We start from the raw sequence: 12,708 nt of genomic DNA, 5'->3' as shown, positions 1-12,708 counted from the left end.
TTCGATATTGCTTTCGCCTACGTGGTCGGCGACGTATCGCCGCTCGGCGGATGCGCACCCGGATCGGGTGGCAGCGCAGTCAGCAGCCGCGGCCCGTGCTGCGCGCCAGCCTTCCAACCCGCCTGCCAATCCGCTTCGCCGATGGGCTGCGCTGCCAGCATCACGAGGCTATGCGCGGCCACTTCGACCTCCGGCACCGCCAACCGGTGTGGCGTGCTTTCCGGCTCAGCCGTATCTAGCAGCACGTGCCATTCCAGGTGTGGCGCGGGCGGTGTGAAACGCCGTGTTTCGTCCGCAGCATTGAGCATCATCAACAATACTTCCGTTTCGTCATTCAAGCCTGGACCCGCGCGCCGCAGCGTGAACGTGCGGCCTTCGGGGTCCTGCCAGGCTTCGATAGTGAGCGGATCGCCGTGTTCATCGAACCAGCCGACATCGAACAGGCCCGGCAACACTTCGCGGTCGCCGAACAGAAAGCGCGTTTCGCGCAGCAGGGGGTGCTGTTTGCGCAGCGCAATCACGCGCGCGACGAACGCGGTCATCTGACGGCCGTCGGGCGACTCCGCACGCTCCCAGTCAAGCCATGATAGTTCGTTATCCTGGCAGTACGCATTGTTGTTGCCGTTCTGCGTACGCAGCGACTCGTCGCCTGCCAGCACCATGGGTGTGCCGAGCGCCATCAGCAGCGTGGCGATCAGCGAGCGGGCCACGCGTTTGCGGGTTTCGAGGAGGACGGGATCGTCGGTCGGGCCCTCTACGCCCCAATTGCGACTGCAGTTTTCGTTGTGGCCGTCGTTGTTGTCTTCGCGATTGGCCTCGTTGTGCTTGTGCTCATACGCGGTGGTATCGGCTAGCGTAAAACCGTCATGCGACGTGACAAAGTTGACCGATGCCCACGGTTTCCTGAAGCGCCGGTTGAACAGATCGGCGGAACCAGTGAGACGCGCGGCAAGATCGGGGCGCAAGCCCGCGTCACCGCGCCAGAAGCGGCGCACCGTGTCGCGGAAACGATCGTTCCATTCAGCGAAACCCGGCGGATGGTTGCCGAGTTGATAACCGCCCGGGCCGATGTCCCATGGCTCGGAAATCAGCTTGCGTTGCGACAGGATCGGGTCCTGGCGTAATGCGTCGAAGAAGCCGGAGCCGGGATCAAAACCATGCTGCTCACGGCCAAGCGTCACGCCGAGATCGAAACGGAAGCCGTCGATATTGAACTTCGTCGACCAGTAGCGCAGCGAATCCATCACCATCTGCAGCACGCGCGGATGCGGCAGGTTCAGGGTATTGCCGCAGCCGGTGTCGTTGATATGGTGGCGTTCGTCGCCTGGAATCAGGCGGTAGTAGCTCGCGTTGTCGAGGCCGCGCCATGAGACGGTCGGCCCCATCTCGTTGCCTTCGCAGGTGTGGTTGTAGACCACGTCGAGAATCACTTCGATGCCGGCCGCGTGCAACTGACGCACGGCAATGCGCATTTCATCGAGCCGGTGTGAACTCAGATACGACGGCTCTGGCGCAAAAAATGCCGCAGTGTTGTAACCCCAGTAGTTGCGCAGGCCGCGCTCCACCAGAAAGCGGTCGTTCAGAAACGCATGCACGGGCAGCAATTCGACGGCGGTCACGCCGAGCTTCAGCAAATGCTCGATGAACTCCGGCGACGCCAGCGCGGCAAACGTGCCACGTTCGTGCTGACGCAAATCGGGGCGCAACATCGACACGCCGCGCACATGCGCCTCGTAGACGACGGTTTCGCCCCACGGCACATTCGGGCGCTTGTCGTGCGACCAGTCGAAGGCTTCGTCGATCACGACGCACTTCGGCATGGCCGGCGCCGAGTCGCGCCGGTCGATGGACAGGTCGGCACGATTCGAATGCACGCGGTAACCGAACAGCGCGTCGGACCAGCGAAACTGCCCGACCAATTTGCGCGCATACGGATCGAGCAACAGTTTGTGCGGATTGAAGCGATGCCCATGCTGCGGCTGATACGGCCCATGTGCGCGAAAACCGTATGCAGTGCCGGGGTGCGCATTGGGCAAATAACCGTGCCAGATTTCGTCGGTGCATTCGGGCAGCGTGAAGCGCCTGATTTCCTTGCGACCGGTGGGATCGAACAGGCAAAGCTCAATTTTCTGCGCATTTGCCGAGAACACTGCAAAGTTGACGCCGAGGCCATCCCAGCTGGCGCCGAGCGGATAGGGCGAGCCGGGCAGAAGCCGGTCGGGCATTGCATGCGACATGATTCCCCTTCCTTGTTCTGTTTTATGAACGCTATCGTGGGACTTCATGCAACGGGCGCGCGGCCTGGCCGCCGCGCGCCCGTCTTACAACACTTCTATCAATCTGCGCGCAAAACGATCGTCGCCAAAGGTGGCAGCGTTAGCGCAGCGGAATGCGGCCAGCCGTGGCTCGAGACGTTGTCGGTGTGGATCAGCCCGCCATTGCCCATGTTCGAGCCGCCATACACGCCGGCATCCGTATTCAGCACTTCCGTCCAGCGGCCGCCGCGCGGCATCCCCATCCGGTAACCGACCCGCGGCACCGGCGTCATGTTGCAGACCACCACCAGTTCGCGGCCTTCACCATCGGTGCGGCGGTAGGCATACACGCTGTTGCCGGCGTCGTCGCCGACCAGCCATTGGAAACCGCCCGGCTCGCTGTCGAGCCGATGCAGCGCCGGCTCCTCGCTATAAAGATGGTTCAGGTCGCGCACGAGCTTCTGCACGCCATGGTGGTTCGGATCGTCGAGCAGATGCCAGTGTGGCGACGTGTCGTGGTTGAATTCGGCCAGCTGGCCGAATTCGCCGCCCATGAACAGCAGCTTTTTGCCCGGATGCGTCCACATGAAGCCGAAGTACGCGCGCAGGTTGGCGAACTTCTGCCATCTGTCGCCGGGCATCTTGCCGAGCAGCGAGCCTTTGCCGTGCACCACCTCGTCGTGCGAAAGCGGCAGCACGAAGCGCTCGGAATACGCGTACACCATCCCGAAGGTCATCATGTGGTGATGGTATTGCCGGTAGACCGGGTCCTCTTCCATGTAGTGCAGCGTGTCGTGCATCCAGCCCATGTTCCACTTGAACTGGAAGCCGAGGCCGCCGTCTTCGAGGCGTGCGGTCACGCCCGGCCACGCGGTCGATTCCTCGGCGATCGTGATCGCGCCCGGCACGCCCGGCACATAGCCGACTTCATGATTCAGCCGCTTCAGAAATGCGATCGATTCGAGATTTTCGCGCCCGCCGTAGATGTTCGGCACCCACTCGTCGGCGGCGCGCGAATAGTCGCGGTACAGCATCGAGGCGACCGCATCCACGCGCAGGCCGTCGACGTGATAGCGCTTTAGCCATGCAAGGCCCGATGCCACCAGGAACGCGCTCACCTCGTTGCGGCCCAGGTTGTAGATCATCGTGTTCCAGTCCTGGTGATAGCCTTCGCGCGGATCGGCGTGCTCGTAGAGCGGCGTGCCGTCGAAATCGATCAGGCCATGCGCGTCGTTCGGAAAGTGCGCCGGCACCCAGTCGAGAAGCACGCCCAAGCCGGCCGCGTGTGCCTTGTCGACGAACAGCGCGAACTGCTCGGGCTTGCCGAAGCGTGCCGACGGCGCAAACTGTCCGAGCGGCTGATAGCCCCACGAACCGCCGAACGGATGCTCGGCAATCGGCATGAATTCCACGTGCGTGAAGCCCATGCTTTTCACGTACGGAATCAGCCGCTCAGCGAGTTCTTCCCACGTGAGGCCGCGCTGGCCCTCTTCGGCGACGCGCAGCCACGATTCGGCATGCACTTCGTAGATCGAGATCGGTGCGCGTGGGGTTTGTTTGGCGGCGCGCGACTGAATCCAGTCGTGGTCGGTCCATTCAAACTGTTCGATCTCGTCGACATGCGCGACCACCGATGCGGTGCCTGGCGGCAATTCCGTCTGCATCGCACACGGGTCGGCCTTGAGCGGCAACGGATGACCGTCACGGGCGAGCAATTCGTACTTGTAGCGCGTGCCCGGACCGACGCGCGGCACAAACAATTCCCACACGCCTGCCTGATGACGCAGCCGCATCGGATGACGGCGACCGTCCCACGAGTTGAAGTCGCCGACCACCGAGACGCGCCGCGCATTTGGCGCCCAGACGGCGAAGCGCACGCCCGGCACGCCGTCCACTTCCATCGGGCGCGAGCCGAGGCATTCGAGCACGGCGTACGGATCGCCGCCGGCGAGACGGCCCAACGGCTCGTCGCCGAGAACGGGGCCGAACGAATACGTGTCCTCGATTTCCTGCACGGTGCCATGCCAGTCGACGCGCAGGCGATAGGGCGCGGCAGACGTGATGCGGCCGGCAAACAGTCCCGGTCTGAGTTGCTCGAGTTCGCCGAGCGTTGCGCCGTTGGCGCGTGAAATCACGGTGACGTGTTTTGCGTTCGGCAACAGCGCGCGCACCACCGGACCCGCGTCCGTTTGATGCATGCCGAGCTGCGAAAAAGGATCGGGGTGACGCGCTTCAACGAGCGCGTCGATATCGAGTGGTTGGAGGCCTGCGGCCGGATCATGCTCACTCATAGTCGCCCTCGGCCGGATTAGGCGATGCGGCGGCGTCTGGCGCCTGGGTTGATGGATCGTGCGGATTGCCGGTGTCACCGAGCAGGCGGCTGGTAAGCGAGGCAAGGCCGCGTACGGGCAAACTGAGCCACGTTGGACGGTTAGCCGCTTCGTAACGGATTTCGTAAGCGGCTTTCTCAATCAGGAACAGATCGAGCAAGGCCTGTTCGGCTTCGGGCGCCACCAGCGGCGTCGGCGAATCCGCGATGGCGGCGCGGTATTCCTTCAGGAACGTTTCGGTAGCATGCGCGCGGAAACGGTCGAAGAGCGCGCGCTTGCGATCGGCGGTTTGCTGTGGCGCGCTTTCCATCGTGGACTGCGCCGCGGCACTTGCATACGACAGCGAGCGCAACAAGCCGGCCACGTCGCGTAACGGACTCGACTTCTGACGTCGTTCCTCGAGCGTACGCGCAGGTTCGCCTTCGAAGTCGATCAGATACGCGTCGCCCTGCGCGACCAGCACCTGACCCAGATGGAAGTCACCGTGAATGCGGGTACGCAGCGCGCCCGCATCGCCTGACACCAGCTTGCTGACCGCGGCGACCAACGCGGCGCGGCGATCGATCAGGCTTTGCGCCAATGCCTGGGTGTCCGGATCGCTCATCTGCTCGATGCGCGGTGCGAGCAGATCGAGCGCGCTGGCGAGCATGGCTTGCGTGCCGGCGACCCACGCCTTCACCTGTTCTGCGCTGGCGAGTTCCGGTGCGAATGCCGGGTCGTCGGACGGTGACGCAAGCGCCATGTGCAGTTCACCGAGCCGCTTGCCGATGGTGCCGGCGAGCGCGCTGTAGCCTTCCATGAGGATCGTTTCGTTGTCGCGGTCCGGCGATTGCCCGTCCGTATCGACGGCGATTGCGAGTTCGTCCACCGAGCGGCGCAGGTAGTCCAGCGACCAGTTCCAGGCGTCGCCCTGATTGTCGATATAGCCTTGCAAGATAGCCAGTGTATGCGGCACGCCTTCGGGATCGACGCGCACCACTTCACCATACAGCGGCGCGGTGTTCGCGTAGCCGAGCTGGGTCAAATAGCGGCTGATTTCCGCTTCCGGATGAACGCCGCTCACCAGACGCCGCACCAATTTCAACACTGCGGCATCGGCGATGATCAGCGAGCTGTTGCTTTGCTCGGCCGCCAGCCAGCGGATCTCGGGCCGTTCGCCGAGATCGTCGAGTTCGGAGAAACGCTCGGTTGGAAGGAACTTGATCTCGCTCTTCTGTACGGTTGGCACGACCGCGCGTTCGCGCAGCTTACGCATCACGCCATGAGCGAAGATGGGCAGCGCGAACGCGTCCGTCAGGTGACCGACGTTGCGGCCGCGGCGTACGCGCGCGAGTGCCAGTTGCATGAACAGCGGCGTGGTGGTTTCGCCGCCCCACGTGATTGCGATCGGCACGACGTAGCGTTCGGTATGGTCGCCCACGTCCGCTTCGATTTCGGTGAAGGCGAAGCCGCCGTTCGGGATCGTGGTCAGCGCAGCGAGGCGCACCGCGTGCATCTTCTGATCCTTCGAGGCAAACCAGCGGCGCCGGCTCAGCCAGGACGGCAGCACTTCGGACTCGAGCAGCCGGACGTTTTCCGGCGTCGGTCCGACCTGACCCTCGCGGATCACGATCGTGACGAACTCGGGCAGCGGTTCGGAATGCGCTTGCGCCCATGTCGGACGCTGGCCACCGGAGCAAAGCATGAACCACAGGAAACCGTACGGCGGGAAGGTAAGCAGATAAGTAAGCTGACCGATTGCCGGGAACACGGAATCGGCAGTCATTTCGATCGGCACCGAGCCGTTGAATTCGGACAGATCGAGTTCGACCGCCTGCGGTGCGCGCGACAGGTTGGCCACGCACAATATTGGCGGCTCGCCTGGCAATTCGCGCAGATACGCAAGGATCTTGCGGTTTTCCGGCTTCAGGAAACGGATCGTGCCGCGTCCGAAGGTTTGTTTCGCACGGCGCGTGGCGAGCATGCGCCGGGTCCAGTTCAACAGTGAATGCGGATCGCGGCTTTGCGCTTCGACGTTGACGGCGTCGAAGCCGTACAACGAACCCATCACCGGCGGCAGCACGAGTTGTTCAGGATCGGCGCGCGAGAACCCACCGTTGCGATCCGACGACCATTGCATCGGCGTGCGCACGCCGTCGCGGTCGCCGAGGTGGATGTTGTCGCCCATGCCGAGCTCGTCGCCGTAATAGATCACGGGCGTGCCGGGCATCGACAGCAGCAGCGAATTGATCAGCTCAATGCGGCGGCGGTCGCGCTCCATCAGCGGTGCGAGTCGGCGGCGAATGCCGAGATTCAGGCGCGCCCGGCGATCGCTCGCGTAGGTATTCCACAGGTAATCGCGCTCGGAATCTGTGACCATTTCGAGCGTCAGTTCATCGTGATTGCGCAGGAAAATCGCCCACTGGTTCGTTTCCGCGAGGTCCGGCGTTTGCCGCATGATGTCGGTGATCGGGAAGCGGTCTTCGCTTGCAATCGACATATAGATGCGCGGCATCAGCGGGAAGTGGAACGCCATGTGGCATTCGTCTTCGTCGCCGAAATATTCCTTCACGTCTTCCGGCCACTGGTTCGCTTCGGCGAGCAGCATCCGGTTTGGATACTCGGCGTCGATCGTCGCGCGGATCTTCTTCAGCACCGCGTGCGTTTCCGGCAGGTTCTCGTTGTTGGTGCCTTCGCGTTCGACCAGGTACGGCACTGCGTCGAGCCGCAGCCCGTCGATGCCCATATCGAGCCAGAAGCGCATCACCTGCAGCACTTCTTTCAGCACGGCCGGATTGTCGAAGTTCAGATCGGGCTGGTGCGAGTAGAAACGGTGCCAATAGTAAGCGCCCGCGACCGGATCATGCGTCCAGTTCGACGGTTCAGAATCGATGAAGATGATCCGCGTTTCCGTGTACTTCTGATCGGTCTCGGACCATACGTAGTAGTTGCGATGATTCGACCCCGGCTTCGCGCGACGGGCGCGCTGAAACCACGGGTGTTGATCAGACGTATGGTTGATCACCAGTTCCGTAATCACGCGGATGCCGCGCGCGTGCGCTTCCTGAATGAAGCGTTTCACGTCCGATAGTTGGCCGTAGTCCGGATGCACATTGCGGTAATCGGCGATGTCGTAGCCGTCGTCGCGACGCGGCGATGGATAGAACGGCAGCAGCCAGATCGCATTCACGCCGAGTTCGGCGATGTAGTCGAGCTTCGCGATCAGGCCCGGAAAGTCGCCGACGCCATCGTTGTTCGCGTCGAAGAACGACTTGATGTGCACCTGATAAATGATCGCGTCCTTGTACCAGAGCGGATCGTCGCTCAAGGCCGCGGGCTTGCCGCGTCGATGCGAGCGCGCTTTGGCGGCGCTGCCGGTGGCAGCGCTCGTATGGGTCTGCGACGTGCTTTGGGCTGGATCTTCACGCTTCATGTCGCACCTTCCGTAGGGGTTGGGTTGCCAGCGTCGTCTGCGTGATAGTCGCTGTCGGCATCATCGGGGCGTTCAGCGGGCAGGCCGCCGAGCGGCGCGATGCGCCAGATCGAAAACGGTTGGCCTGAACCGAGGCGGACGTGCTGCCAGCGGCCGTGCCATTCGAACCGCGCACCGGTCATCTGATCGGTCACTTCCAGTGCGCCATGGTCGTGCAGATTCCAGTGGTTGAAAGTGTCCCACGACAATTCGATATCCGCGCCCTGTTCGTTGAACGGATCGAGATTGATCGCGACCAGGATCACGTTGTCGCGCGCTTCGGTTGCTTTTTCAAAGAACAGGATGTTGTCGTTGTGCGCGGTGAGGAACGTAAGGCCGAGATGCGTTTGCAGCGCCGGGTTCGCGCGGCGAATCCGGTTCAACGCAGTGATCTCGCCGACGATGTTGCCGGGCCGGTTCCAGTCCCACGCGCGCAGTTGATACTTTTCGGAGTCGAGATATTCCTCGCTGTTCGGCAACGCAGCGGCCTCGCACAATTCGAAACCGCTATACACGCCCCACAAACCGGCGAGCGTGGAGGCCAGCGCGGCCCGAATCAGAAAGCCCGAACGCCCTGACGATTGCAAATGCCGCGGGTTGATGTCCGGCGTATTGACGAAGAAATTCGGCCGGTAGAAATCACGCGCGCCGGTTTGCGTGAGTTCGGTCATGTACTCGATAAAGTCGCGCTTCGATTCGCGCCACGTGAAATACGTGTACGACTGCGAGAAGCCGATCTTGCCGAGGCGGTTCATCATGCGTGGCCGCGTGAAGGCTTCAGCGAGGAAGATTGTGTCGGGATAGCGCGAGCGCACGTCGTCGATCACCCATTCCCAGAACGGCAGCGGCTTGGTATGCGGATTGTCCACACGGAAAATGTGCACACCCGCCTGGATCCAGAACAGGAAGACGTCGCGAAGCGCGAGCCACAAATCGGGCTTGGCGTCGTGCGCATAGAAGTCGGGATTGACGATGTCCTGGTACTTCTTCGGCGGATTTTCGGCGTAACGAAGCGTGCCGTCGGGGCGCCAGGCGAACCACGTCGGATGCTCCTTCAACCATGGGTGATCCGGCGAGCACTGGATCGCGAAGTCGAGTGCGATTTCGAGGCCGTGCGCGTGCGCGGCGGCCAGCATCTTCTTGAAGTCGTCGAGCGTGCCGAGTTCGGGATGCACGGCGGTGTGGCCGCCTTCGGCCCCACCGATCGCGTACGGGCTGCCGACATCGCCCGGTTGCGCGGTCAGCGTATTGTTGCGGCCTTTGCGATTGGCGACGCCGATTGGGTGGATCGGCGGGAAGTACAGCACGTCGAAACCCATGTCGCGGATGCGCGGCAGTTTCGTGACGACGTCAGCGAAGGTGCCGTGACGCGATTCGTCGTCGCTCATCGAACGCGGGAAGATTTCGTACCAGCTTGCGAAGCCTGCCGCCGTGCGTTCGGCATCGATCTTGTAGACGATCGGATCGCGGCTCAGGAACGGGCGGTGGCGCGCGGCGGTCATCGCCTTCGCGGTGGTCGGTGCGAGCAGCAGCGCGAGCTTCGTTTCGGCGTCCCCCTTCGTGAAGAGCTTGACGATATGTTCGAGCGGCTCGGTCACCGCGCCTTCCACGGTTTCCACTTCGGCGAGCACGAGGGCGAACAGATGCGTGGCTTCGTCGAGTTCGAGCTCGACGGTTTGGCCCGCCTTCAGCTTCTTCTGAATATGCTCGACCAGCGAGGCAAAGTCATCGCGCCATGCGACCACGGTGAACTCGTGACGACCCATGCGCTCCAGCGGAATGCGCGCTTTCCAGATATCGAGTCCGGCAGGCTGTGCAGGGCTCATCGGTACTTCGTGCCAGGCGGTTTCGTCGGCGGCGCGCCAGACGACGGCGGCGGCGATCTTGTCGTGGCCTTCCGCGAAGATCGCGGCGGTGATTTCCGCGCGCTCGCCCACCGTGCGCTTGGCGGGGAAGCGTCCGTTATCGACCGAGGGCGTGACGCTCTCGATCGCCACGCGCGGTGCGTTGATCGCTTCGAGCACGGTCTTGCGGCCGCTGCGCTTGCTGTTCGACTTGTCGATCGGTGGCGCGAGACGGATCGGTTGATCGGCGGCCGCGCGGAACAGGCGCACTGCACCGGGTGTGAGCGTGAACGGAGTCAATGCGGATGGCGTGGCTTTCCCGGGCGCGTCAAGCGGGACGAAGCGCGTGAAGTTGCCCGGTACGCCCGTGAGGAAGCGGGCTGGATCGACGCGCACCGGTGCACCGAGTTCGGGATTGATGGCGATCAGGATCGCTTCGCCGGCGTCGCGCAGATCGGGCGCGTCGGCGCGTAACAAAACGGCCGCGGGTGCGCCGGGCCCGCTCAGCGGACGCAATTCGCCGTTGGCGTGCAGCGTTTTCGTATTGCACACCACGTCGTTCACATGGCTGATCTGTTCCGAGAGATCGAATCGCTTCGACCGGCAGGCCAGCGCGAACTGCGCGGCGTCGCCGCGTGTCTGCGACATGGGCTCGGTGATGCCGTACTCGAAGCCCATCGGCATCATCCAGCCGGTGCCGGTCGAGGCCGACGCGAACAGCGCGCGGCGGTAGGCCCGCTCGACAATGGCGGAGTCGTGCGCATCGCTGAGATCGGCGGCGAGGCGGGTGCCGTAAGGCGCTTCGGGAAAGGCGATGGGGGCGGCGATGCGGGCGAGCGCGGCATGCTCTTCCACCATCCAGCTGGCGCGAAAGTCCCACCAGCGCACCGACGAAAACACGCTGTCGAAGCCCGCGCCTGCCAGGCCGAGCAGATCGCCACGCGCGAGACCCGGCGTCGCGGCGAGGAAACGCACCTCAGGATGCTTGGCACGAACCGCGTCGCCGAGTTGCCGCCAAACCGCGGCGGGCACGCGATGCGGCGAATCGAACCGGAAGCCGCCGACGCCGGCGTCGGCCAGCGCCAGCAGTTTCTGCGTCCACCAGTCGACTAGCGCAGCGCTGCTGGCGGCGTCGTTGAAATTCGCATACGCGACGTTGTCCTCGTGATGCAGATGGCGCGGATCGAGCCGCGCCTCTTCAGACTCGAATGGGTGGAACCAGCCGGCATGTTCGGCGTACAGCGCACCATCGGCGGCCATCCGGTCGATCACCAGATCGACCAGCAAGGCCAGACCGTTCTGGCGGGCGGCCTGCGCGAGCGTACGGATCGCCTCTGCGGCGGGCTGCTGAGTCTCGAACACCGGATGCAGCCGGCCGTGGTTGCCGACCACCTGTGCGTGACCCGCGCGGCCCGGTTCGAAAAGGCCGCCGATCAGCGCGTGATCGAAGCCCAGTCCGGCTGCGTGAGCGAACTGCGTGGGCCATGCATCGAGCGGCCCAACGAGAAGTGAATGGAAAAAGTAAATCCGCGGCGCGTACCCGTTTGGGGATTCCATCGGTCGTTTCCAGATTCGTCCTGCTGCGGTGTGGATGCAATTGACATGCGATCACAGCGCTCATTGGGCTTCCAGAGCCGGATACCGCGCGATGCGTGAAGCGAGGGCGCGTACTGGTCAATGTAGTGCAAAGATCGTCACGCCGCTGGCCAGTAAGGGGTGCTTTGACGCCAGGCGTCGATAGCACGAGGCCGGCCAGAACTATTCGCAAGACGCAGCAAACGTTGTGCCAGTGCGTTCTGGATTGAAGCGGAAGGGTGGGGAAGCGCGCGCCCTAGCGGGACGCGCGACGGTCGGCCGGACGCGGTGGGAGAGCGGCGGCGGGTGGCTCGCGTGTAAAACGGACGGGCGTCGCCCGGGTTTTACACGGGGTGGCGCGAGGCGGGCGCTGGGGCTGCCGGTGCCGCAAAAGGCGAAGTGGCGGCCGGCGGGGTAAGGGTCGTGAGGGAAACGGCTTTCAAGGAGGTCTCGCCGGTCAGGAGCCGAGTAAGCCCGCTGCGATGTTCACGCACAAGCCGAGCACGGCGACGTTGAAGTAGAACGCCAGGATCGACTGCGCGAGCGCGGCGCGGCGAATCGACCGCGAGCGCAGCACCACGTCCGAGGTTTGCGAGGCCACCGCGATGGTGAACGAGAAGTACAGGAAATCCCAGTAGTTCGGCTGGAGCTTGCGGTCGGGAAACAGCAAGGGGGTCTCCGGTGCATCCGGGTCGTAGTACAGCCGCGCATAGTGCGACGTGAAAATGGTCGGGATCATGAACCAGGCGCCGAACATCGTGAGGCCGGTCAGCAGGTAGTGCCATGCAGTCGAACTGCCGGCCGTGCCTTTCGCCGAGGCCAGTTCGAGCACGATCGCGGCAATACTGGCGACCGTTGCGACGCAGATCACGACCAGCACCACGCCCGCGTTTTCATCGTCGCGCCGCGCGTATTCGCGGACGCGGCCTTCGTCGGCGGCGGCCATGTGCACCCACATGAGCAGGAGGTAGATCCACACCGCGGCATCCCAGCCGGCCAGAACACGCACCATGGGGCGTACGTGTTCCGGCAGCACCAGCGCGGCCACGAGGCCGACGGCGAGGCCGATCAGCATGCGGGGTCGATTGCGAAGAACCTGCGGATAATATTTAAGGAGCATGAGATCAAGGGTGAAGGGCCGTCTGTGCCGCGGATTCTACTCGCGCTTCGGGCACCATTTGTCGAATAAGGGAATCACAGGCTATAGTCTTTCGCAACGGCCTTGCGCGCCGCTTTCAGTTGAAAGGAGATTG

Annotated in this window: 5 protein-coding genes; all 5 read right to left on the bottom strand. The window is 63.4% G+C overall.

Features of this window, described 5'->3' with window-relative positions; genetic code table 11:
* Positions 1 to 17: 17 nt before the first annotated feature.
* A complete protein-coding gene (glgX, locus tag KHO30_RS01035; RefSeq protein ID WP_093634959.1) occupies positions 18 to 2,237 on the bottom strand; it encodes a glycogen debranching protein GlgX in 2,220 nt (739 codons plus the stop codon).
* 98 nt (positions 2,238 to 2,335) lie between these two features.
* Complete coding sequence (gene glgB, locus KHO30_RS01030) at positions 2,336 to 4,546, bottom strand: 1,4-alpha-glucan branching protein GlgB (protein ID WP_211699782.1); 2,211 nt, start codon at positions 4,544 to 4,546, stop codon at positions 2,336 to 2,338.
* A complete protein-coding gene (treS, locus tag KHO30_RS01025) occupies positions 4,539 to 7,997 on the bottom strand; it encodes a maltose alpha-D-glucosyltransferase (RefSeq protein WP_093634961.1) in 3,459 nt (1,152 codons plus the stop codon). Before treS ends, glgB begins: the two co-directional genes overlap by 8 nt.
* Positions 7,994 to 11,437 carry a maltotransferase domain-containing protein gene (locus tag KHO30_RS01020; RefSeq protein ID WP_211699781.1) on the bottom strand — a complete coding sequence of 1,148 codons (3,444 nt, stop codon included), beginning with the start codon at positions 11,435 to 11,437 and terminating at the stop codon, positions 7,994 to 7,996. The genes treS and KHO30_RS01020 overlap by 4 nt, the downstream gene beginning before the upstream one ends.
* 475 nt (positions 11,438 to 11,912) lie before the next feature.
* Positions 11,913 to 12,575 carry a DUF1345 domain-containing protein gene (locus KHO30_RS01015; RefSeq protein WP_211699780.1) on the bottom strand — a complete coding sequence of 221 codons (663 nt, stop codon included), beginning with the start codon at positions 12,573 to 12,575 and terminating at the stop codon, positions 11,913 to 11,915.
* Positions 12,576 to 12,708 lie beyond the last annotated feature (133 nt).

Source organism: Paraburkholderia aspalathi, from assembly GCF_905220735.1.
Classification (GTDB): domain Bacteria; phylum Pseudomonadota; class Gammaproteobacteria; order Burkholderiales; family Burkholderiaceae; genus Paraburkholderia; species Paraburkholderia aspalathi.
The sequence above is the reverse complement of the archived record's forward strand: the minus strand, read 5'-3'. Positions and strand labels throughout refer to the sequence as shown.

What these genes read in the sequence shown, in the direction of transcription:
- glgB (WP_211699782.1), bottom strand. Translation starts at nt 4,546, where the DNA reads ATGAGTGAGCATGATCCGGCCGCAGGCCTCCAACCACTCGATATCGAC.
- glgX (WP_093634959.1), bottom strand. Translation starts at nt 2,237, where the DNA reads ATGTCGCATGCAATGCCCGACCGGCTTCTGCCCGGCTCGCCCTATCCG.
- treS (WP_093634961.1), bottom strand. Translation starts at nt 7,997, where the DNA reads ATGAAGCGTGAAGATCCAGCCCAAAGCACGTCGCAGACCCATACGAGC.
- KHO30_RS01015 (WP_211699780.1), bottom strand. Translation starts at nt 12,575, where the DNA reads ATGCTCCTTAAATATTATCCGCAGGTTCTTCGCAATCGACCCCGCATG.
- KHO30_RS01020 (WP_211699781.1), bottom strand. Translation starts at nt 11,437, where the DNA reads ATGGAATCCCCAAACGGGTACGCGCCGCGGATTTACTTTTTCCATTCA.